Origin of the sequence: Pseudothermotoga hypogea DSM 11164 = NBRC 106472 (genome assembly GCF_000816145.1) — a bacterium.
Lineage (GTDB): Bacteria > Thermotogota > Thermotogae > Thermotogales > DSM-5069 > Pseudothermotoga_A > Pseudothermotoga_A hypogea.
Genome location: NZ_CP007141.1, coordinates 1,175,794 through 1,198,872, shown reverse-complemented (window position 1 = coordinate 1,198,872; position 23,079 = coordinate 1,175,794). Strand labels below are relative to the sequence as shown.

General features: G+C 48.4%; 22 protein-coding genes. 16 read left to right on the top strand and 6 right to left on the bottom strand.

Features of this window, described 5'->3' with window-relative positions:
• Window positions 1-86: 86 nt before the first annotated feature.
• The 6 genes from AJ81_RS05940 to AJ81_RS05915 all read left to right on the top strand — a co-directional run bounded on the left by AJ81_RS05940 (window position 87) and on the right by AJ81_RS05915 (window position 3,125).
• Window positions 87-857 carry an SDR family NAD(P)-dependent oxidoreductase gene (locus AJ81_RS05940; RefSeq protein WP_031505456.1) on the top strand — a complete coding sequence of 257 codons (771 nt, stop codon included), beginning with the start codon at window positions 87-89 and terminating at the stop codon, window positions 855-857.
• A 112-nt stretch (window positions 858-969) separates the two neighbouring features.
• Window positions 970-1,245 (top strand): ArsR/SmtB family transcription factor, encoded by a 276-nt coding sequence (locus tag AJ81_RS05935; protein ID WP_031505458.1) that lies wholly within the window; start codon window positions 970-972, stop codon window positions 1,243-1,245.
• Window positions 1,246-1,248: 3 nt separating this feature from the next.
• The gene (locus AJ81_RS05930; protein WP_031505459.1) at window positions 1,249-1,461 is read left to right on the top strand and encodes an ATP-binding protein; all 213 of its coding nucleotides are present in this window, start codon (window positions 1,249-1,251) and stop codon (window positions 1,459-1,461) included.
• Entirely contained in the window at window positions 1,454-1,810 is a 357-nt protein-coding gene (locus tag AJ81_RS05925) for a hypothetical protein (RefSeq protein WP_031505461.1), read from the top strand. The genes AJ81_RS05930 and AJ81_RS05925 overlap by 8 nt, the downstream gene beginning before the upstream one ends.
• Before the next feature lie 77 nt (window positions 1,811-1,887).
• Entirely contained in the window at window positions 1,888-2,535 is a 648-nt protein-coding gene (locus AJ81_RS05920; RefSeq protein WP_031505463.1) for a class II glutamine amidotransferase, read from the top strand.
• A gap of 68 nt (window positions 2,536-2,603) precedes the next feature.
• Entirely contained in the window at window positions 2,604-3,125 is a 522-nt protein-coding gene (locus AJ81_RS05915; protein ID WP_231845450.1) for a hypothetical protein, read from the top strand.
• A 74-nt stretch (window positions 3,126-3,199) separates the two neighbouring features.
• On the opposite strand, the gene AJ81_RS05910 is transcribed toward AJ81_RS05915, so the two are convergent.
• From AJ81_RS05910 to AJ81_RS05890, 5 genes are read right to left on the bottom strand one after another with little or no spacing between them, the layout of a single operon-like run.
• Window positions 3,200-4,084 carry a glycoside hydrolase family 130 protein gene (locus tag AJ81_RS05910; RefSeq protein ID WP_031505466.1) on the bottom strand — a complete coding sequence of 295 codons (885 nt, stop codon included), beginning with the start codon at window positions 4,082-4,084 and terminating at the stop codon, window positions 3,200-3,202.
• A 13-nt stretch (window positions 4,085-4,097) separates the two neighbouring features.
• The gene (locus tag AJ81_RS05905) at window positions 4,098-4,922 is read right to left on the bottom strand and encodes a carbohydrate ABC transporter permease (protein WP_031505468.1); all 825 of its coding nucleotides are present in this window, start codon (window positions 4,920-4,922) and stop codon (window positions 4,098-4,100) included.
• Window positions 4,919-5,794, bottom strand: coding sequence for a carbohydrate ABC transporter permease (locus AJ81_RS05900; protein ID WP_031505469.1), 876 nt, complete (start codon window positions 5,792-5,794; stop codon window positions 4,919-4,921). The genes AJ81_RS05905 and AJ81_RS05900 overlap by 4 nt, the downstream gene beginning before the upstream one ends.
• A gap of 23 nt (window positions 5,795-5,817) precedes the next feature.
• Window positions 5,818-7,041, bottom strand: coding sequence for an extracellular solute-binding protein (locus AJ81_RS05895; protein ID WP_031505470.1), 1,224 nt, complete (start codon window positions 7,039-7,041; stop codon window positions 5,818-5,820).
• Window positions 7,042-7,083: 42 nt separating this feature from the next.
• Entirely contained in the window at window positions 7,084-8,046 is a 963-nt protein-coding gene (locus tag AJ81_RS05890; protein WP_031505471.1) for a LacI family DNA-binding transcriptional regulator, read from the bottom strand.
• 242 nt (window positions 8,047-8,288) lie between these two features.
• Here AJ81_RS05890 and AJ81_RS05885 point away from each other — a divergent pair, with 242 nt between their 5' ends.
• Window positions 8,289-9,614 carry a hypothetical protein gene (locus AJ81_RS05885; RefSeq protein ID WP_031505473.1) on the top strand — a complete coding sequence of 442 codons (1,326 nt, stop codon included), beginning with the start codon at window positions 8,289-8,291 and terminating at the stop codon, window positions 9,612-9,614.
• Window positions 9,615-9,654: 40 nt separating this feature from the next.
• A complete protein-coding gene (locus AJ81_RS05880) occupies window positions 9,655-11,799 on the top strand; it encodes a glycoside hydrolase family protein (RefSeq protein WP_031505475.1) in 2,145 nt (714 codons plus the stop codon).
• Window positions 11,800-11,900: 101 nt separating this feature from the next.
• Here the strand turns inward: AJ81_RS05880 and AJ81_RS05875 are convergent, their stop codons facing one another.
• Window positions 11,901-12,863 (bottom strand): leucine-rich repeat domain-containing protein, encoded by a 963-nt coding sequence (locus AJ81_RS05875; RefSeq protein ID WP_051368716.1) that lies wholly within the window; start codon window positions 12,861-12,863, stop codon window positions 11,901-11,903.
• A 249-nt stretch (window positions 12,864-13,112) separates the two neighbouring features.
• On the opposite strand from AJ81_RS05875, the gene AJ81_RS05870 reads away from it, so the two are divergent.
• From AJ81_RS05870 to AJ81_RS05835, 8 genes are read left to right on the top strand one after another with little or no spacing between them, the layout of a single operon-like run.
• On the top strand, window positions 13,113-14,375 hold the full coding sequence (locus tag AJ81_RS05870; protein WP_031505479.1) for an ABC transporter substrate-binding protein: 1,263 nt from the start codon (window positions 13,113-13,115) through the stop codon (window positions 14,373-14,375).
• 59 nt (window positions 14,376-14,434) lie between these two features.
• Window positions 14,435-15,289, top strand: a complete 855-nt coding sequence (locus tag AJ81_RS05865; protein ID WP_031505480.1) for a carbohydrate ABC transporter permease — start codon at window positions 14,435-14,437, stop codon at window positions 15,287-15,289.
• Entirely contained in the window at window positions 15,286-16,080 is a 795-nt protein-coding gene (locus AJ81_RS05860) for a carbohydrate ABC transporter permease (protein WP_031505481.1), read from the top strand. The genes AJ81_RS05865 and AJ81_RS05860 overlap by 4 nt, the downstream gene beginning before the upstream one ends.
• 8 nt (window positions 16,081-16,088) lie before the next feature.
• Window positions 16,089-17,162 carry an ABC transporter ATP-binding protein gene (locus tag AJ81_RS05855; RefSeq protein ID WP_031505483.1) on the top strand — a complete coding sequence of 358 codons (1,074 nt, stop codon included), beginning with the start codon at window positions 16,089-16,091 and terminating at the stop codon, window positions 17,160-17,162.
• 5 nt (window positions 17,163-17,167) lie between these two features.
• The gene (locus AJ81_RS05850) at window positions 17,168-19,693 is read left to right on the top strand and encodes a glycoside hydrolase family 38 N-terminal domain-containing protein (protein ID WP_162181444.1); all 2,526 of its coding nucleotides are present in this window, start codon (window positions 17,168-17,170) and stop codon (window positions 19,691-19,693) included.
• Entirely contained in the window at window positions 19,690-20,874 is a 1,185-nt protein-coding gene (locus tag AJ81_RS05845; RefSeq protein ID WP_051368715.1) for a glycosyltransferase, read from the top strand. Before AJ81_RS05850 ends, AJ81_RS05845 begins: the two co-directional genes overlap by 4 nt.
• Complete coding sequence (locus AJ81_RS05840) at window positions 20,864-21,691, top strand: MurR/RpiR family transcriptional regulator (protein ID WP_096325185.1); 828 nt, start codon at window positions 20,864-20,866, stop codon at window positions 21,689-21,691. The genes AJ81_RS05845 and AJ81_RS05840 overlap by 11 nt, the downstream gene beginning before the upstream one ends.
• Window positions 21,688-22,983: a glycosyltransferase family 4 protein gene (locus AJ81_RS05835; protein WP_031505489.1), complete on the top strand. Its 1,296-nt coding sequence runs from the start codon at window positions 21,688-21,690 to the stop codon at window positions 22,981-22,983. Before AJ81_RS05840 ends, AJ81_RS05835 begins: the two co-directional genes overlap by 4 nt.
• Window positions 22,984-23,079: the final 96 nt, after the last annotated feature.

Below are 23,079 nucleotides of genomic sequence, written 5' to 3'. Positions count from 1 at the left end.
ACATGTCAAGTGAAAGCAGCTACATGAGATCGAGAATCTTGAGCTGAAGAATTCGGTAGAATTTTAGTGACACAGGCTGGGGAGTGATGAACTTGAAAGATTTCAAATGGGCGATCGTGACGGGAGGATCCTCCGGGATTGGCAGAGAGTTCGTTCTGGAACTTTCCAGAAAGGGATTGAACGTTATAGCAACAGGCAGAAATGAAGAAAGACTCAAGCAGTTGGCAGACGAGGTCAAAGAAGAATTCAAGACAGAGATCCACACCTTCGTGGTAGATCTATCCTCACCGCAGGAAGTGGAACGTTTCATCGACGAAGTTTCAAATTTCGAAATAGATCTTCTGGTGAACAACGCAGGTTTTGGCCTTTATGGTGAGTTCGTGAAGCTCGATCTGAAAGAGATGGAAAGCATGATCGAGGTCAACGTTAAAGCGCTCACTGTGTTGAGCCATCACTTCGCAAAACAGATGGTTCAAAGACGTCGCGGAGGCATAATAAACGTTTCTTCCATCGCTGGGTACATGCCGCTCGCTTACTTCAACGCTTACGGTGCCACGAAAGCTTACGTGTACAATCTCTCTTTGGCGCTGTGGGCAGAACTCAGAAAGTACAACGTCCACGTGTTGTGCGTTGCTCCCGGGCCGACTCGAACAAGATTCTTCGAACGTGCGTTCAAAGATCAAAGCTTTCGTACCTTTGGCAAGCTCATGGATCCGAAACAAGTCGCACTCGGTGCGATCGAGGCGTTCGAAAAGAAAAAACCCGTCTACGTACCCGCATTCAAGAACAAGTTGATCAGTTTCACTGCGAAGAAACTGCTGCCAGACAGATTGCTCGCCAGATTCACGGCAGACTGAAACTTCGAGATCTTCACTTGTCCTGGGGACTTAAGGAAGGATTAATAGTTCGACCACGGGGACTGTCAAAAGAATTGTTGTATAATTGTACAATAGTGAAAGGAGGTAATCGATGAGGGTCGAAAAATTGTTCAAAGCTCTTGCCTGCAAATGGAGGATCGAGATATTGAAACAGATCGCCGAACAGGATGTGTGCATGTGCGAGCTTGAAGCTTTGAACCACATAGACAAGACAACGCTATCGAGACACATATCGCTTTTAGAAAACGTGGGAATTGTGGAGTTGAGAAGAGAAGGACAGAGGAAGAGGGTGATTCTGAAAGATCCTCGCGTGATGGAGCTCATCGAACTGGCCGAGCAGATAGCGGAAAAAACTGAGGAGGTGTAGTAGATGGCGAAGAACTGGTATCCGATAATCGATTACAGCAAGTGCAATGGGTGTTTGACCTGTGCCAACTTCTGCCCGCACGGAGTTTATGCAGTTGAAGATGGCAAACCCGTCGTCGTCAACCCACTCGAATGTGTCGAATTCTGCAGAGGCTGTCAAAAGTTGTGTGACTACGGTGCGATAACCTACTCGGCGGAGGTGAGAATCCATGGGTAAAAAGGGTTTGTTGCTCTGTGTCTGTCAGGGGACGTGCCCGTCGTTTCAACAGATGAACATATTCGAGATACTCAACACCGTGAGGAGAGAAAGACTCGTCGACTTTGTGGCGATACACCCACAACTCTGTGCAGAAGACGGAGATGTGTATCTCTCAACACTGCTCAAGGATGAACAGATAGAAAAACTCTACGTAGCAGGTTGCGATCCGAACATGCAGAAAAAGATGTTTCGTGATGCTTTCGAACAGAGTGGTTTTGACAGGTCAAAACATTTCGGTGTGGACATAAGGAACATGACCACAGAGCAAGCCATTCAAGCGATCAGGGAAATGATCCAGAACGGCTGATCTGCAGGAGCAATCAATGCGCAGATGATACTACCGGCCGATGAGGCTGGTAGTATTTTTTCTGAGGTGATCGAATCGTGTGCAGGATGGTGGGCTTCTGTTTTGAAACGAACCAAGAAATCAACGGCTTCTTCGAACATCTACAACGTATGGCGAAAATGGGAAAAAACGCCCCACACAACCACGGCTGGGGCATCTACGCTCTCTTCGATGACGCTGTGATCTACTATCGTTCGCCAAAGCCTGTCTACGAAGAAGAACTCATCCCATTGAAGGCAAGGGTTGGGATTTTGCATGCCAGGAAGGCTTCGGAACATCTGCCTGTGAGTTTCATACAGCTTCACCCATTCACAGACAACCATGGCAAGGCCTTCTGCCACAACGGAACGATCTACGATATTCCTTTCGTCTCGATCGAGAGTGACACATTCTCTTACTTCGTGAAGATCAAAGATTTTTCGTCGTACGAAGAGCTCGCAGAAAGGATTCGCAACGTCGCAGAGAGCCACAAACACACGGGTATGAACTTCTTGATGGTCAACGATGATGAGCTCATAGTGTACTGCGGTTACAGCCAAAACGAAGATTACTACACGCTCTGGTACGACGACAGCTTGGGATTCGTTGTGGCATCAGAGCCCATGAACGACAATTTCAAGCCGATGGAAAACAAAACGATGCTGGTGGTCAGGGACGGAAGAATAGAAAAGGTCTTGAGGGTTTGATTTAATTCTAATGGTTTTCTAATGAACCCACCTTAAAATAGAATCATCTCATCCGAGGAGGGATGGAAATGAAGCGGGCTATCTTGTTTTTGGTGATTTTGGTCAGTGGTTTGATATTTGCTCAGATCGGACAGCTTCAGCCAATCAAACCGAACATTCCCTTCATCCCCATGTTGACGACGACGATCAAGGAATCTCAGCTCATCGGTCCCTACGGTTCTGCTTGGAAGATCTATTGGGATGGTTGGGAAGGCACATTGGTGCTGTTAAAAGGTGGCAAGGGTTACATCGAGGTGAGTGGAACCAGGTACGACCTCGAGTACGTGATCCTCAAGAATCCTCAGGACAACGTTGTGGGAATGACGGGCCCGGGTTACACGGGAAAGAACACCAACCTGGGTCATCGTATCGTCTTCATGGTCGATTTCGCCAGAACACCAACCAACAAGTCTGACGATCAACGCTTCGATGGTTACGTCTTCACCCAAACGATTGATAATGCCAGTAAAAGGGCCATGGCTGGAATCACCTGGTGGGACGGAATACCTTTCGGCTTCTACGCCACCTACTGGTCAGACGTACCGGGCTAAGCCTTCGAGAACCTCGAAATTTGAAGGCGGGCAGCTGCCCGCCGTTTTTTAATACAAAGAATTAGCCACGATTCTCAGATTTTCTCACACCATTCGAGAGTCTCTTCCACGCCTATTGTTGCAACACAGATGCAGGTGTCTGCCGCTCCGTAATAGACGAAGTATTTGCCCTGATACTCAACCATCGCGTCGCTGAAGACGACGTTTGGAACCACTCCGAAAATTTCCCATTCTTCCTCTGGCTCCAAAATCGGTTCTTCACTCCTTTTCAAAACCTTCGTTGGATCGTTGAGATCGAGCAGGATGAACCCCAATCTGTAGATGGGTCTGTCGGCTCTCTCAACTCCATGGTACAAGAGCAACCAACCGTACGGGGTCTTGATCGGTGGCGCACCCGCTCCTATCTTCAAGTTGTCCCAGTAACCTTCTCTCGGTTTGGCTATGCTGACAAAATCCGTCCAGTGGATCAGATCGTCAGAAAACGCAAGCCAAATGTCCGGCTCGATCCTGTGCAACATCACGTATCTGTTGTTTATCTTCTCAGGAAAGAGCGCGGCGTCTTTGTTGTTGACGTCGTGTATCACCACACCGTGTCTTTCCCAGATGAAGAAGTTCTCAGTTGAGGCCATCGACACCCTCGTTCCCTTTGGTGAATAAGCGGTGTACAGCATGTAGTACTTTTCTCCTATCTTCGTGATTCTTGGATCTTCAACGCCGTAAAGTTCGTAGGGGCTGGCCGGTGTGAAGACAGGTCTTTCGAGGCGATTGAAACTGTAGCCATCGATACTGATCGCATATCCGATCCTCGAGACCATGTCCTCTCCTTGAGCCCTGTAAAGCATGTGAAAGACCTTTCCGTCGTGCACCACAGCACAGTTGAAAACACACTTGTTCTCCCAACTGTGCCATGGGATTGGTTCGAGAATAGGTCTTGGATACCTCTGAAGCTTCAACTCCATCTTTTGACCCTCCTTATCTGAGTGACAGGGATATTCCCTGCAAGAAGTACTTTCTGAGCATCAAGAATATTAGAACCATGGGGATGGTTTGAAGCACGGCTCCCGCTAAGACGGGGCCAACGTAACCCGCATACTCATGGTTGAAAGTCGCCAAGAGGACGGCGAGTGGCATCTTCTTGTAGTCTTTCATGACCATCAAAGGCCAGAGAAAGTTGTCCCAGGCACCTATGAAAGTAAAGAGGCCCACTATCGACGCGGTTGATCTCGTCAAAGGAAGCATGAGCCTGAGCACGATCCAGAATCTGTTCGCCCCGTCCAATTTTGCAGCGTCAATGTAATCGTCAGGGATGGTCTTAAAAGATTGCGCAAACATGAAAGCGCCCCAGGAACTCATCAAACCTGGAAGGATCAAGGCCGAATAGGAGTTCATCAGTCCAAGCGTTCTTATTAGCATGAACAACGGTATGAGAAACATGAAACCTGGGAAAAGCATCTGGTACAGAATGAAATTGAGAATCGTTCGAGACAGCAAAAATCTGATCTTTGCCAGCACGAAACCGACAAAGGCAGATGTCATCACAACAGAGAAAGTAACGGTGCTCGCGACGAAAACGCTATTCAGTAATGCTCTAAGGAAAGGTCTTCCGAGTCGACCGGACATGAAGAATATGAACTCATAGTGTTCAAGAGTAAACCTGCTCGGTATGAAAGTCGTGAAGATTTCTCTCGCAGGCTTGAAAGAAGACATGAAGAGCCAAACGTATGGGTAGATCCAAACTAAGGCCAGAGCGATCATCACCGCGTGAAGGATCAAATCAGAGATCTTCATCTTCCTCATACGAAAGCCACTTCCCTTTCAAAGATGCGCCTTATGATCATAACCAGCGAAAAGCTCATGGCCGCAGCTGTTATGGCAACGACCGTAGCATAGGACGGATTTATTCTTCTGAAAGCTGTGTCGTACATGTAGATCAAGAAAGTCGTTGTTCTCATCATTGGTCCACCGCCGGTGATCATGTAAGGTTCGGTGAAGATTCCAAAGGTCAGGGTCGTTGCGAAAACTGTGACCGTTATCAACGATGGATTCAACAAAGGAAGCGTTATGGTCCAAAAAATTTTCCAGTTGCTCGCCCCATCCATTCTGGCAGCTTCAAACACGCTCGTTGGTATGGACTGTAATCCTGCGTATATTATCATCCCGTAGTAACCTATGAACTTCCAGGTGACGATCAGACATATTGAAAAAATGGCGAGCTGTGGATGGTTGAACCACGGAATCGTGAAGCCGAAGAGAGAATACACAAGTCTGTTCACAGGTCCGTTCACTGCAAAGAGATTTGAGAACATTATCGAGTATGCGACGCCAGAAGAGACGTTCGCCACCAGGAAGCTCATCACAACAAATGTCTTAAAATAGCGCATCTTTGAAAGGGCTATGGCGAACAGCAGAGAAGAAAACAAAAGCATCGGAATGAGGTATGCAAGAAAGTTCAGAGTATTCAGCGCCACCCTGATGAAATTGCTGTCCTGAAAAATCCTGATGAAATTCGCAAAACCGACAAAACTTGGTTTACCTACGAATCGCCAGCGTGAGAAGGCTAACATGACCATCCAGACAAAGGGATAACCCCAAAAGATGGCCGTGTGGGCCAGGTAAGAGGCGAGTATTCCGAAGCCAAACCTCTTTTCTTTCGATCTCAAACTGGCCATGGTCACCACCCGACAGTTAAACCTCAGAACAGTATCTTGTTTACTTCTTTAACTGCGTTGTTCAGGATGTCCTTTGGCTCTCCCTTCAAATGCATCAACGGTTCGATCAAGTGTGTCGTCATGGAAAGTTGAACATCTATGGTCTTGTCGATGAGCGCGGGTGGTACGGCGTACGGTACAGATTCGGCGTAAGCTTTGAAAAATGGATCTTCCATGAATTTAGCGAACGCTGAGTTGGTTGCCAGATCTTCTCTGGCAGGTGGCATCCTTGTTTTCTCGATCCACAAAACATCGTGTTCTACGTTCGAAAAAACCCACGAGATGAACTCAAAAGCGGCCTTCTTGTCCTTGCAGTTTTCGTAGATCACCAATCCCTTGGTGTCCGCAAAGGTGTAAACAGGAAGATCGGCTGGATACTCGTCCGGGACAGGAGGTGGAGCCAACCAGACGTGCGGCATCACGTCTGGGAAAGTCTCCTTGGCCCAGTTGATCTCCCATGGTCCTGTGATCTTACCCAGTATGTTGCCCATGTAGAATGGATTTGTACCCAGTTCAACTGCGGTGTGATTTTCCTTGAACATCTTGTAGATGAACTCTGTGACTTTCAGGCCGTACTCGTTGTTAAAGACCGCCTTGCGTTTTTCTGTGTCTATGTAAGCCTTTCCACCGCTGGCTGCGTAGTAGTAAGTTATGAAGTCGAACCACCTGTCCCACCAGTTCCTTCCGGCGATGACCTGCATCACATACCTCTCGTTGATCTTGGTGAATTTAGAGCTCAGTTCGTAGATTTCAGAGTACGTTCTCGGAGGCTTGTCATAACCCAGTTGCTTGAGAAGATCTCCTCTCCACCAGAAAAGCATCGGGTTGGAATAAATTGGAAGTACGTAGTAGTGACCCTTGACTTTCCATCCTTCCACGATGTTTCTCATTTTTCTGTTGCCTACGAGTTTCCAAAATTCGTCCTTGAAGTTGTCCAGCGGGTATATTGCCCCGATGTCTGCCAGCTGGGCCGCGAAACCACTGAATATGTTCTCAGAAATGTCCGGAGCTGTTCCAGCCGCGATCGCAGTGAGAATAGCTTCCTCAGAACTGGCTGCCGCCGGTATGACCGAAACTTCGATCTGAATATCCGGTCTGAGTCTGTTCCACTCCGACACGACCTCTTTCCAGAACTCTTCCTGGAGTGGATTGGGTGCTGTCCAAAACACCAGTTTTGTGGCACCGAATGTGACGACGACCACCAGCATCAGTGCGAAAATCCAGAACCTTCTCACCTCAATTCACCTCCCTCAGACAGACGAAGATCTCTTAACGAAATCCGTGTACAAACACATTCTGTATGGATGGTGACCATGACCGATCAACAGCTCGTACAACCTTTCCACCGCGATTAAACCCATCTCATACTTTTGGACCCTTAAGGTTGACAATGATTCTCTCTCGGCTTGCGGAATATCATCGAATCCTATGACACTGACATTTTCAGGAATCCTGTATCCCCAACTTTTGAGCTCTTTGAGGGCCCTTATTGCAATGATGTCGTTCGAACAGATGAGAACCTGAACTTTTCTGTCTCTGAAAATCTTCTTCAACACCGGAGTTATTTCTTCATGTAAGTCGTCGTACTCGTAGCAGACCGGTAGTAAACCGTTTCTCTGCATCGCTTCCACATAGCCTCTGTATCTGTCTTTGAAGCCGTAAAATCTCAATGGACCATGCAGGTGAACAATGTTCTCAAACCCTCGCTGAACGAAGTCTTGCACGACTTTGTAAACCCCATCGTAGCCGTCGCTCACAACACAGTCGATTCCCAGGCCATCTATGTAGTGGTCCACGAGAACTACTTTCCCGTGCTTGCGGTAGGACATAACCTGCTCAGCAGTCGCGTCGCTTCCTATCAGCAGGAAGCCGTCAAAACCTTTCGGATCGGAAGATTCCAAGATCAATGGAGCTGTCGAGAATCGAAACATTCTTTCCACGTCTTTAATCGCTTGCAGTACTATGGCGTAGAAGTTCCCTGTCTCGCTCCTCAAAAGCTTGTTGATTCTGTCACTTATCACGAGAGCCACCTTGAACAGTCTCTTGCTCGCCAAAGTCCTGGCAGATATTTGCGGTCTATAACCGAGTTCCCTCACCGCTTCCCAGACTTTGAGTTTGGTTTTCTCGGACACGTAGCCTTTGTTGTTCAGAACTCGCGACACCGTCGCTATGGAAACTCCCGCAAGCCTTGCCACATCGTCAATGGACGCCATTGTGAAATTCCTCCATATGTAAGCCTTTTCAGAAAGATTATACCATCACAAGATTTTAGTTCAAATTTAGAAACATCAGATCGAAGGAGAAAACCGAAGATATTTCAAGAAAAAGAAAGGATTTTCACCGTAACTGTTCGTTTCGCCGGCATAATGAGATTCTTGGTCTCATACGGGGTTAGAAAAAACGAAACACGGTTATATAATTAGATATGTAAACGCTTTCAGAAGGGGGTGTTTTGATGAGAAGGTTACTCACTCTGTTATTACTCACGCTCTCGCTCGTGCTCTTAGCCACAGTCTACAAGATACCAGTTAAAGCCGGTGAGGTTGAAGTTCCGATCGTGATCAAAATGAGTGACCTCTTGAGCCTGGTGCCAGAAGACTTCGATGCGGACTGGTCGGCACTGCATGTGGTCTCGGGAAACGCTCACGTGCCCTTCCAGATTGACGACGCCGACGGCAACGGTAGAATTTCTGCAGGAGACTATCTGGTCTTTCTGCTCAAAGATCAAGGAGAAATCGTCATACCAGATGCAGATGAAAACATCGAAGTTCCCAAGTTCGAACCCAAGTTTGACACAACAAAGACTGATGATGGCTGGACCATCACCTCGAAAGATGGCTCATTGAAGTTGCGCGCAAATAAGCACGGTCTGGCACAAGTGATTGCTTTCAAAGGTGTAGAAAAACTACTGCTCGACGAGATCGGTATCGCCCGGGTGAGTGGTTGGCCTGAGAGCACTTACTGGGTCGATGGAAAACTTGGAAATCATCATGAGGAGACCACGGGAAGTTTCAGGATAGTATCGGTCAACGTTTTCAAACCTGGTCCGGTCGCGGTTGGCATCCACGCGCACTTGAAATCTGAAAGGTTTCACGGTTTGAACCAGATCCTGTTGGTATATGTCTTCGCAAACGGCGATATCTTGGTGAACAACACGTTCAAATTCGAAAGTTACGCAGACATGATGAAGCTCCAGACTATGGTTACGCGACCTCTTGTTCCCGCCTTCGACGATGCACTGCACATTCTTCCAGTCTTCAGAAGATTGGTCTGGGCCGATCAGTTGAACATAACACCACTGGAATACTGGAAGATGAGGAATGCGATAATTTACGTCGACGAAACACCTTACATAGCTTTCCCCGCAACCAGCAGTATGAAACCCCTTTGGTGGGGTGCAACTTACATATTCGCATCGATGGAGAGATGGAGGAGTAACTATTCGCCGAACGCCAAGATCGGTGTAGCGCAGATACTACCGTTCGTACCAGTCGTCCATGCGGATTACAAGAAATGGCTCGATTCGGACACTTGGGTCTACGAAAGTTTGGAGTTCCGCGATGGCATATTCAAGTGGATGCCTGGAGAATTCGATGCATACGAATCCACACGCGGAATCTACTCCATGAAGGTTGAGGACATGCCGAATCGCTACAAATTTGGTGATTCAGTCAGCCACCTGAGACTCCTCAGCCTTTACTCGGCACCGAACATCGAGAGCGCAGTGAAATGGATAGAGACCAAGAGTGCTTCTTTCAGATCTGTCAAGGTAGGTGAGTGAAGCCTGGGGGCGGGACCTTACCCGCCCCATGGTGATCATTATGAAAACAGTTTTGATCTGCCTGATTTTATGTTCCCACATCTTTGCTATGAACCTTGTGAAGTTCGACCATCTCGAAAAACTCTCCGAACGGTTCAACTTGAAAAACTCCCTGGTCAAGGGTTACTGGGTCTACGCTGAAAGGTTCAACAGCGATTACAAACCAGTCGGGGCGATCAACGAGGGAGATTTCTGCGTGGACGACGTTGCCAGAGCCGTGCTGGTCTACACCGAAGCCTACCGGTTGACGAAGAATCATGAGTATTTGAACCGGGCAAAAGACGCCTCGAGTTTCTTGATTCAGATGCAGGCCGAAGACGGTGAATTTTACAACTTCGCCTACAGAGACGGAACGATCAACATGTACGGTCCAACGAGTTACAAGTCAACCTCCTGGTGGGCTCTGAGGGCATTCTGGGCTTTGGCTGCGCTTGCCGTTGAGACTGGAGACGAACAGATCGTCGAAGCCGCCCGGAGGTCCCACCAGGCCATATCGAGAAAGCCTCCGATCTTTGCCGATCAACTTTCGGTTTACATTCTCGGTTTGTGCGAGTACAACAAAATCAGGAACGTCACGGATGAGATTAAAGAATCTGTGGAATTGTTGTTGCAATTCCTCATCGTTGAAAATGATCCCATCTTCGGCAGATTCTTCAGCACTCAAAAAGGAGAGTTTCGCTGGAACGGCTGGGGAAACCGCTACGCCGAAGCGTTGATCGAATCGTACAAAGTACTGGGGGAGGAAAACCTACTGAACATCGCAACTGAATCAATTGAGCTGCAAATACCTTTGTTCTCCTCAAGTGGTTTCATTTACAACGTGGGTAGATATGTGAAACTCACACCGGAGTTATCGTATGCCGTCGAGCCTTTGGTCGTCGCAGCTGCCAAAGCGTACGAACTAACGAAGGACGAAAACATGGCTTTTCTCTCGGCTCTGACCGCGGCCTGGTACTTCGGCGCGAATAGACTGAACGAAAGAATGTACGGGCCCAACGGGGAAGGTTACGATGGACTCGAGTACGTGCACGTCAACAGAAATGCTGGTGCGGAATCGACGATCTGTGCCATCAGAAGCATGATCTATCTGAGCTCTTTACCAATTTTCTTTCAAAAGCTTGCCACGTCGATGGAAAGCTTCGCCCAGAAAGGAATGCTTGTACTGGAAGCGGAAACAGCAGACCCAGGCATTTCACCAATATCATTCGTCACGGGTGATTATGGAGCGAACGTTGCTTGCAGGTTCGAATCGAGAACGCATTTGAGATGGACTGATGTTCCTGAGGGGAAGTATTATGTCTACGTATCGGGGGAGTTTGCCAAAAACCGTTGCACAATTTCGAGTGGCCCCAAATCTATTTCCACAACGTTGGATGGAAATGGGGTCTTCTACGCTGGACAGATCGAAGCCGTTTCGAATTTGAGGCTCAGTCTTGAAGGCTCTGGTGTCGTTGATCAGCTCATTTTGATTCCGGTAGTCTTCGGTGTGTCCTTTGAACTTGAAAATCAAGCCTGGACCGTGGCTTACTCAGTTGAGGAATCGAAAAAACTCAAGATTGTGCCAGAAAGATATTTTCATCGCCAAGCAGCGAAAAAGGAACAAGTTTTCAACGTTCATTTGGAAAAGATCGATCGCTTTCTGCTCGTACGGCTCGAAGAAGTTTTCAACAACGACGGGATAGCCACTCCCGAAATGCCTGGTAATTTCGACAACCTTGGTGGAGCTGTTGGAGCTTACTTACCTGTGGAAGAACTCAGTGAAGGTGTGAAAGTCATCAACGGCATATCATTTTTACTCAAACCGATCGGCTTGGACAACTTTCGTGTGTCAGACCAAAAACTCATACTGCCAGAGGCTGTGAAAGTGAAAAGTGTGCATTTGCTGGCTGCTTCAAACCACGGAGATTATGAGCTCACACTTATGTGTGATGGAGACAAATTTTCTGTTCTGGTTTCCGATTGGTGCAGGGGACAGAAGGATTTGGTGCTCGACTTTCGCTACACGGCGAGCGGGCAAAAAGAGTTCATAAAATGTGGTTTGAAAGTTCATTCGTTCGAATTGAACAAGTCCATCAAGGAAATGTTGGTCTCAGGGAACATTAACACGCACATTTTTGCGATAACTCTGGAATTGGAAAACGAATGATCGCATCGATCTTTTCGAAAGGCGGGCAGCTGCCCGCCTTTCAACTTACAGTTTGTACACTACGATTTTTTGAACTTCGAAAGAACTTCAAGTCCCTCAGATCAGTACTGCACTATTACACCTCTACTGCGAAGAGTCTCGATGTTCTGCACATCGTCAGAGCCTGGGGAAAGGTCCAATAGATTGTTTCGAAGTTCAACCAGTTCCCCTTTTCCTAACCCAGTGTTTCTGACCAACGCGCCGATGTCACTTATCTGGTTGTTGTTGAGGATCAGCCATTTGAGGTTGGTCAGGTTGGTCAACGGACTGATATCGCCTATCTGGTTGTTGGAAAGGTCCAACCATTCCATGTTAACGAGATTGGCCAACGACTGGATGTCACTCACGTGGTTGTTCGAGAGGCTCAACGTGTGCAAGTTAAAGAGGTTAGCCAGCGGAAGAATATCACTTATCTGGTTGTAGTCCATGTACAACCACTTCAGGTTCGTAAGAGTACTCAACGGACAAAGATCACTTATCTGGTTGTTGTTGAGGCGCAATTCTTTCAAGTTGATCGCGCATTCAAGTCCAGAGAGATCCTGTATGGACTTGTTACGCACAGAGAGGCTCGTCAACCTCGCCATGTCCGCTCTGGTGATAGGTTGGTCCGAGGATATCTTCAAAGCATTCCGCACGGCTTTTTCAAGGTTGAGATCCACAAACGTCACTGGTTGCTTGGGATCGCCAACGCTCACGCTCACCGTTGGACTGGTCCTCACATTGCCAGCCTTGTCGTAGACCTTCGCTTGGATCGAATGAACAGAGCCACGCTCAAGCGTATCCGTGTTCCAGCTGTACTCGTATGGAGCAGAACTGTCTTCTTCCACTTTGATTTCATCAACGTAGATTTCCACCTTCACTGCGTCCACGTTTTGATCGACGGCTATCAGTACAAGGATTGTGCCAACTACCACTGAGTTGTTTGCTGGGTGAACGACGATCACATCTGGTCGCGTGGTGCTTTGACCTGCTAAAAGTACAACTTGTGCCATCAGAAACAAAGCAAGCACCACAAACCTTCTCATACCCCTCTCCCCCCCTATTGTTCCTCGCCGTGGTGTTCTCATTATACCTCGTTGTTCTCATTAGAGTTGCGAATCACCATCGTCGAACCTTTCCACAACTCAGCAGAGAGTGTCACATAGAGCTTCTCAGACACATAGATGTTAACAGCGTTGACATGGAAAGTAACATGTGGTAAAAATAGGGTAGAAAGTTTTCTCTGTGGATGGTAAGTACGAAAAAAATTTTCACCTATAGGAGGGGGTGTTCACATGAGGAAGTTGCTGGTTGGTTTGATCCTGGTTGGGTTCGTGGCATTTGCTTTCGCAAAAGTCAACTTCGGTTCCACACAGATGACCCCGGCGGCGGAAAGGGAGTTCATGATCAGGCTGCTGGGCGATTTCTCGAAGAGATCCGGTGTCCAGATTGAGTTCCTGAACTTCGAGTACACCGATCTTCTGAGCAGGGTCGAAGCCGAGCAAAAGGCCGGAAGAATTGTTCTGAACTTGATCGCGGACCTTCAGAGCGGTCTCAACACGATGGGTGCGAGCGGATTTCTCGCAGACCTGTCTGGCGTGAAGTTCGAAGGCAGAACCTTCGTACCGACCTTCGAACGCTACACCTACGTCGGCAAAGAAAAAGTCTTCATCCCATGGTTACAAGCAACCTACGCGATGGCGATCAACAAGAAGGCTTTCGATTATTTGCCCAAGGGTTTGACTCAGCAGGATGTGCTCAACGGAACGGAAAAGTGGACCTACGATGCGCTTCTGGAATGGGCGAAAAACCTGCAAGAAAAGACAAAACAACCACAGCTTGGCTTTCCGCTGGGTCCAAAGGGTCTGTGGCACAGATTTCTGCATGGTCACATCTATCCTTCCTACACCGGCGCACAAGCGGTGAAGTTCGATAGCGTGAAAGCCATTGACATGTGGAACTACATGCGTGAGTTGTTCAAGTACGTGCATCCTGCGTGCACGACGTGGGACAACATGGACCAACCGCTCCTCAGAGGCGAGGTCATGATCGCTTGGGATCACACGGCCAGACTCAAGCAGGCGATCGTTGAAAGACCGAACGACTTCGTTGTCGTCCCTGTGCCGAGAGGACCGATGGGTAGAGGATACATCATCGTGCTCGTGGGCCTCTCGGTGCCGAAGAACGCGGACATGACCGAGCCGTTGAAGGTGTTAGACTTCTTGACGAGTCCAGAGGCTCAAACCGCGATCCTCGAGAACGTGGGCTTCTTCCCTGTGGTTCAGGAAGCGATAGGTCGAATACCCGAAGGTGGCTTGAAGATCCTCGCGGAAGGTGTGGTGAGACAATCTTCAACGCCCGATTCGATCGTGTGCTTCATCCCTGGGCTTGGAGCGAAGGGTGGCGAGTTCAACGAGACTTACCGCCAGGCGTTCACAAGAATTGTTTTCAACAAAGAAGATCCCGCAAAGGTGATCTCAGAGCTCGGTGAGAAAATAAGACAGCTCTTCAAAGAAACTGGTGCGCCACTGCCAGAACCCGACTCGAGCCTGTTTTGAGGACGTGGCGGGTGGTCGAACACCACCCGCCCTTCAAACTCTTCCTGGAGTGAGATCCGATGAGGAGAGAATCTTTCGTTCCATTTCTTTTGATCCTTCCGACGCTCGTTTATCTCATGGTGTTCATAGGTTATCCCATAGTGGGAACCTTTCAGCTTTCCTTCACCAGCGATGAGGGATGGCTTGGAAATTTCAAGTACGTCTTTTCTTCCAAAGATTTTCAGAACGCCTTTTTGAACACGCTGATCCTGGGTGCGGTCGTCATACCGATTCAGTTCGTGCTCGCGATCTTGTTCGCGCTGTTGGTGAACAAAAAATGGCGTGGCTACAGAACGCTTTTGTACATCATCGCGGCACCGCTCGCGCTCAGTGACGTTACGGCCGCGCTGATCAGTTATTCCATCTTCGCGCCCAACGGTTATCTCAACAAAATCCTGCTCAGTTTGAACTGGATCGAGAGGCCTTTGTACTTCTTCGGATACATGTTCAAATCCAGAGAGTTTCTTGTCATCGTTCTCACGGAAATTTGGAGGGCGACACCTTTGGTGTTCGTGATCTTGCTGGCAGGACTTCAATCTATAAACACAGAGTATCTTGAAGCAGCGGATGTTTTTGGCTTTTCATCGTGGAAGAAGTTCTTCAAGATCACCTTACCCTTGTTGAAACCTTCCATCGTCTCTGCACTCTTGATCAGAACTTTGTTCGCGTTCCAGATCTTCGGTGTCGTTTGGCTTCTGGCTGGCAGGGACATTACGGTGCTGGCGGGAGAGACTTACTATTGGTACGTGCTCAGAAACAACAGATACATCGCAAGTACTTACGCGTTGGTGATAGCTGTACTCACGTTCATCGTTGGTTGGTTCTACATAGGCACGATTCGTTCCAAACACCTCGAAGAGGGTGTGAGACAATGAAAAAGTTCTTCTACGCGCTGGCCTTCGTCGCGATTTCGCTGTGGTTCTTGGGACCACTGTTCTTCATATTCCTCGCATCCCTGACCCCTTCTTCCGAATTTTACCAATGGGACAGGATCTTTCCTTCTAAGCTCACCTTCGATCACATATACAAGCTACTCGTGAACCTGGGTGGCTGGCGAGCCATGCTTTCCAGCATTCAGGTCGCAGGCATAGCGATTGGAATCTCTTTCGCTCTGGGCATTCCTGCAGGTTATGCGATCACGCGTTACAAGTTTCGTGGTAAGGACTTCATAAAGCTCGTGATGCTCTTCACAAGATCCATCCCACTCGTGGTGATCGCGGTTTCCTTGGTGACGCTGTATTTGAGATTGAATCTGGCCGACACGGTGTTGGGCGTTGGTCTGGCGCACGCGGCGATGGTTCTACCCTTCGTCGTGCTGATCACTTCGAGCATCTTTTCTGGAGTCTTCGTGGAGTACGAAGAAGCGGGGATGGTCTTTGGGCTTTCAAGGTTTGGAGCTTTCCTGAGGATCACGATGCCTTTGGCACTGCCTGGACTCGCTGCATCTGCGATCTTCGCGTTCATCATGTCGTGGAACGAGGTCTTCGCAGCCTCGGTGCTCGCGATAACGAACAGAACTTTGCCCGCACACATTCTGAACACCGCGATGGCCTCACCCGATTATTTCAAATTTGCTGCGGGCACGATCATGGCTGTTCCAGCATTGGTGTTCATATTCATAATCAGAAAGTATTTGATCTCGATGTGGGGAATATCGCTCAAGTAGGTGATAAGATGGCCAAAGTGAGGATCGAAAATGTGAAAAAGTACTTCGGTAGCGTGAAAGCGTTGGACGGGATAGATCTGACGATCGAGGAAGGTTCTTTCGTGGTATTGCTCGGTCCTTCGGGTTGTGGAAAGACGACTTTGATGAGATGCATCTCGGGACTTGAAAAACTCACCGAGGGAAAGATCTATTTCGATGACAAAGATGTTTCCAACGTTCCCCCAAAGGACAGAAACGTGGCGATGGTGTTTCAGAGTTATGCGGTTTGGCCTCACATGAAGGTGAGAGACAACATCGCATACCCCCTGAAACTCAAGAAGGTGCCGAAGAACGAGATAGAGGAAAGGGTCAAATGGGTCTCGGAACTTCTGCACATAAGCGAGCTTCTGGACAGGTTCCCCGCGCAACTTTCCGGAGGTCAGCGACAGAGGGTTGCCGTGGCGAGGGCGATCGTGCACCAGCCAAAGGTGCTGCTCATGGATGAACCACTGTCGAATCTGGATGCACTGTTGAGAGTGAAGATGCGAAGCGAGCTGAAAAAGCTGCACGAGAGAGTCAAGGTCACCACGATATACGTTACCCACGACCAGACGGAAGCCATGACCATGGGCGACAAGATAGCGGTCATGAACGCTGGCAAGATCGTTCAGTTCGGCACTCCCGAAGAGATATACAAAAAACCAAAGACGATCTTCGTTGCGGGTTTTGTTGGATCGCCCCAGATGAACTTTTTGAGCATGAAGGTCGTGTCCTCTGGGACGCAATTCCATGCGGAGAACTTCGGTCTGAGAATTCCTTTGAAGAGCGATCCAAAGTCAGAACACGTCATAGTTGGTATCAGACCGGAACACATACACCTGCAGCAGACTGAACGTTGCGTTCCGATCACTGGAACGGTCTACTTCGCCGAAAAGCTCATGTCGGAAACGGTGATACATCTTTCCATAGACGCCGAAAAGAACTTGGTCATTAAGGTACCGTACGATCTGTCCGTGAAAGAAGGCGAGAAGATGCAGGTGTATTTGGATTTAGATCAAATTCACTTCTTCCATCCAGACACTCAGGAGCGGATCGAGCTTTGAACCGTGTGATCTGTCACACACATTGGGACAGGGAGTGGTTCGCCCCTTCATTCGTCACAAACGAATGGCTCAAGGAGCTCTTCGAAAGGCTTCTTGATCTGATTTCGACAAAAAGAGATTACCGTTACGTTCTCGATGGTCAAACGCTCATCTTGGAAGATCTTCTGAGCACAGCACCAGAGTTCCGGGAAAAAGTGAAAGAGCTTGTTCGGTCCGGCAACCTCTTTATCGGACCTCTTTACGCTCAAATAGATTTCAGGCTCTCTCCAGAGGTGGCTATCATCAAGAACTTCGAGCTTGGAAAAGAGGATGTGAAGAAATTCGGCGGCGATGCGTCTGTTGCTTGGATGGTGGACAACTTCGGCTTCATATCTCAGCTCCCGCAGCTTTTCAAACGTTACGGCATCGAAGGTGCGTTCCTCTGGAGGGGAGTGAAGCTTGAAAAACCTTCCATCGAGTTCTTGTGGGAGTCGAAGGATGGCTCTTCTGTGAAATGCATCTTCCTCATAGGTGGTTACAGAAACCTCTATGGACTATCACGCACCAGAGATTTGGCTAAGAAGCGATTGAAACACGAGATAGAAAAGCTCAAGATCTTTTCTCTTTCCGGCTTCGTACCGCTCTTGGATGGTTACGATCTGGATGTGAATCCGGAAGATCCACGCGATCTTCTCAATGAAGAAATCGAACTCTCATCTCCAGAGAAGTATTTGAATGAAGCCTTTTCGAAGATCGCAGAACCTCCAAAGATCAGTGGAGAACTGCTGAGTGGAAAGTACGCGTGTGTCTTTCCTGGCACGTTGTCTTCGAGGGTTTATTTGAAGCGTCAGGCTTACGTCGTGGGCAAATTGCTCAGATACGTCGAACTGTTGAGTTCTCTTCACAACGAGCGCGTCGATGAACTGTACAGAACGTATCTGAAAACGCTTGTGCACGACAACATCTGTGGAGTCTGCGTGGACACGATTCACAGAAAGATGCAGTCTGTCTACAAAAAGTTGTTCGGCTCGCTGGAAAAATCTCTCAAGAAAGAGTTGAAAAAACTCGCAACTCACCTCGAAAAGGGTCTGTACGCCGTTTCTTTCTCTCCCTTCGAATACGATCATTACTATTGCGACGGCGAAAGATGCTACAGGTTGCAGAGTGAAGGCGTTGGACTTTTCAAGGTGAACGAGTTCGATGTAACGCGCTCAGATGAGACACTTTCTTTCAGGAACGATCATTACGAAGCCTTATTCAATGAGGATGGAAGTTTGGATGTCAATGGGATCGTGACGGGTGTTCTGCACCTGGAAAGAGAACTTGGTGACTGTTACTCCACGGACACGGAAGAAATCGACTTCTCTTGCCGAGTCTCAGAGATGCAGGTTGAACGCGCAGGTGAGAGACACAAGATCGTTCGGTTGAAAAGGATCATCGAAGCCGAAGGTGTGTCCATCGAAACGGAGGAAAGGATAATCTTCGACGAATCTCCACTCGTTAAGTGGAACATAATTGTTCACGCTTCTGGAAGAAACTATCTTCTGAGCTTCATCACCAAGAGCTTCGACAGAACTTCCAAGGTTTTCGCAAAGATGCCGTTCGATGTCGTCGAGAGGGACAGGATCGATACCGATTTGTTGCCACAGAACGCTGAGAAGAACCTCAATTCGGTTCTGCTCGCCGCAAGGGAAGTTGGATCGATAAGAAAATTCCCGTTCCAAGGTTTTGTCGCTCTTCAAGGTGAAAAAACTCTGGCCGTGATGGCGAAGGGTGTGCATCAGTACGAGGTGGATGAAGAAGGCGACATAAAGATAGATCTGATCAGAAGTGTCGAATGGGTCGCAAAGAACAACGTGAGAGGTCGAACGGGCGATGCGGGACCCTTGATGTACGTTCCAGATGCCAGATGTGAGGGAACGATCGATTTCGAACTCGCTATCTGTGATCTGAACACGGATGTGCGGTCCGAAGAGTTTTTCAAGTGGTTCAACCTGTTCGACGATCCACCGATGCTTCTTTCCGTGAATAAACGAGATGATCGTGGTTTGGAATCTCTGAAATTCTTTTCTGGTTCACTTCCTTGGATCTGCGTCGAGAACAGCGAACTGTTGGTCTACAACCCTTACTCCAAACCGATGCATGGTTTGAAGCCAAGTCAAATAAGCACGATTCCAATCGACGTGGTTTTCCCCAGTGGTGATGATCGAGCTGAAGTTGAGATACTCAGCTCTTTGAGATTCCCGCAGTTCGTGTTCAAAAAGATCACAGAGCATGAGCTTGAGCAGATGAAGGAAAAGATCGAAATCATCGAAGAAGAGATCGAGCAACTCGAAGAGATTCTGAAAGGTTTGAAGAAGAACTCGCGCGAATACCATATGAGCAAGCATGAGCTACTGAGCAAGAAAAGAACGTTGCTCGAACTGATAGTTTCTCTCGCGTTGAATCGGGGAAAGGTATCAAAGCGTCTGATGAGAAAGCTCAACGAACTTCGTGCAGAGAAAAGAATCTACGACTACATCGTCGAACTTCTGAAGGAGGGTCCAACATGAAGTATCACAACGATATTCCACAGGTTGAAAAGTGCGACGTCGTGGTGGGTATACCGAGCTTCAACAATGCGACCACCATAGCCCACGTCGCACGAACGGCCGCGGAAGGTATCAAAAAGTTGGGACTCAAAGGCCTCATCGTGAACTCGGACGGAGGCTCAACGGACGGAACTGTGGAAGCCTTTCTGGCCAGCGATACTTTTGAAGTTCCGAAGTTTTCACTGAGATATAGAGGTATCCCCGGAAAGGGAAGTGCCGTCAGGGCACTGTTTGAGACTGCGCACAAGGCAAGGGCCAAGGTTTTCATAATGCTCGATTCGGACCTCAGGAGCGTTGAACCTTGGTGGATAGAACGCATGGCGAGACCCATACTCGAAGACAGAACCAACTACGTGACACCGCTGTACTTGAGACACAAGTACGATGGTACCATCACGAACAACGTGTGTTATCCGCTAACTTCAGCGCTCTACGGTGTGAAGGTGCGTCAGCCGATAGGTGGAGACTTCGCCGTGGGTTCGAAATTGATCCAAGTCTTTTTGAGCAAGCCTGAGAAGGTCTGGCAAAGCAATGTCGCGCGCTTTGGTATCGACATATGGATGACGACGACGGCGATCAACGAGTTGGAAAAGTTGCCCGTTCAGGCGGCACTCGGTGCCAAGGTTCACGACGTGAAAGACCCTGGTAAACAACTTCAAGGAATGTTCGTTCAGGTCGTGCAAACGCTCTTCGAGCTCATGATCGAATATCAGGACAGATGGAAAAACGTTAACGATCTGATCGACACAGAAATCTACGGTGAACAACCCGCACAGCGAGTCGAAGAGATCGTTGTGGACTTGAAAAACTTGAAAGAAAAGGCGAGCAAAACTTTGAGAGAGAGGATGCCGGTCAGAGCATCGTTGCGAAGAGAACTTCTCGAATCGATACTCAAAAACGGCACACTGGACGTAGAACAATGGGTTGAAACTGTCTACGAGTTCGCGTTAGCATACAAAAGAGAAAGGAGCGAGGAAATCGTTCTGGATCTTTTGCCGTTCTACTTTGCGCGCGTTGCGGACTTCGTCGAGAAAACCAAGGACATGGACAGCGCCGAGGCAGAAAAACTGATAGAATCTCAACTTCAACTCTTCATACGGCTGAAAGAACCGTTCAAAAGGAGATGGTTCGTTGATACTTGACAGTTTGCTTGGAATGTACGACAGGCTCAGCGAATCTGAAAAGAAAGTGGCTTCTTACATTCTCGAAAGACCCGACGACGTGATTCACTACTCGATAACCGAATTTGCGAGGATCGTCGGTGTCAGCGAGACAACGATCTACAGGCTGGTCAGAAAGCTGAAGTTCGATGGGTACCAGTCCTTCAAGATCGAACTCACGAAGCAGATCAGTGGTGCGAGAATCTATCCAACCAGCCCCAAGGACGCTTTCGTTGAGTACATAGATCAGATGAGGTCCTTCATAGATCGCTTGCCCTCGACGCTGAAAAAGGAAGACGTCGAAAAGGTTGCAGAGTGGGTGATCCAGTCTCAAAAAACGATCTTTTTTGGTGTGGGGCTGTCTGCGGTCGCAGCGGAGTACGGAAGCCTTTTGTTCTCACTGCTTGGTTTTCCCTCCTTCTACTACAACGATCCGCATGTGCAAGTGATCGTTGCGACAAGCCTTTGCGACAGAGATCTGGTCGTATCGGTCAGCCACAGCGGTAACATTAGAGACACCGTGAAGTCCACACAGGTGGCGAAGGACGTGGGAGCCAAGACCGTGGCCATCACGGCGGGCATAGGTTCACCCTTGGCTTCGGTTGCCGACATGGTCCTCTACAGCCCCACCGCGAGGTTTGAGAAGCACGAGTTTCTCAGGGGAAACTTGGGTGAGTTGGTGGTGGTCGAGATACTCTTCAGAACGATTCTCAAAAAGATATACTCGGAAAAAGAAGAACATCTGAACGGTTTGTCTGAAGTTCTAAGGCCAAAGAGATACGAGGAAGAGAAGAGATGAAGATCGCTCTGGTCCACTTCAGGGCTGGTTTCACAGATGGGGTCTCTCTGGAGATGGAGAAATGGAAGAAAGTGCTCGAAGAAATGGGGCACGAAGTGATCTACGTGGCTGGAGAGTTCGATCAAGCTGGTGGCATACAGATACGTTTCCTTTCGATGAACGATGCCACGAACCTGCAGATCCACAAGAACGCATTTGAAAAGTTGACCGTAAGCGAGCGGACCTTCCAGGAGATGTTCGAGAACTACGCTGGCAGAATCGAAGCTGAACTGAGAGAGAAGTTACCCAAGCTGGATCTTCTCATCGTCAACAACATCTTCTCGCTCGGATTCAACCTGGCCGCCGCAGTCGCACTTGCAAATTTCGTGAGAGAAAAGAATTTGAAAGTCATAGCCCATCACCACGATTTCTACTGGGAGAGGGAAAGATACTCAACGCCTCAGTGCGAGTACGTGAAGAGGATACTCGAAGAATACTTCCCCCCGAAAGATGAACTCATTCTCCACGTGACGATCAACAGGCTCGCGCAAGAAGAACTGAGGCGAAGAAAGAATATCGATTCTGTTGTTGTACCGAACGTGTTCGACTTCAACCAACCTGCTTGGCAAATCGATGAGTACAACAGAGATCTCAGATCCGCTCTTGATATATTTGAAGACGATCTTGTGGTACTGCATGCCACCAGGATCGTTCCAAGGAAGGCCATAGAGATAGCGATGGACTTCGTGGCGTGCTTGAACGAAAAAGTCGAGAAAAAGGTCCACTTCGTCTTGGCGGGTTTCCCAGAAACCGAATCTCAAGAGTACTATCGAAAGATCTTGAAGAAAGCTGAAAGCATGCCTTACGAAACTCACTTCGCGTTCGAAATGGTCAGATCGGAGAGGTTCGTGAACGACAGGAAATACTACTCACTCTGGGACATGTACGCCATCTGCGATGTCATCACGTACACGTCCTTACTCGAAGGCTGGGGTAATCAGCTCATCGAGGCCGTTTTTGCGAGAAAACCACTCGTCGTGTTCGAATATCCCGTCTACAAAAGCGACATCGCGTCTTTAGGTTTCCAGTTCATCTCGCTCGGTGATACTGCTCATTACGACGAGAACGAGGGTTTGTACAGAGTCGACGTTCAGAGGTTGGACGATGCTGCAGAAAGATTGAAAGAATTGCTCTGTGATCCGAAGCGGCTTTCAGAGATCGTGGAGAAAAACTTTCAGATAGGAAGAACACACCTTTCACTCGAGAGTCTGAAGCTTTTGCTGAAAAACATTCTGATGCGAATCGGTTGTTGAAACCACGAATCAAAAATGTCCCCATCGGAGTATCAACACCTATGTTCTAATCGCTTTCTAATCCCAGAGTTGCACACTTCCAATGGAAAAACACTC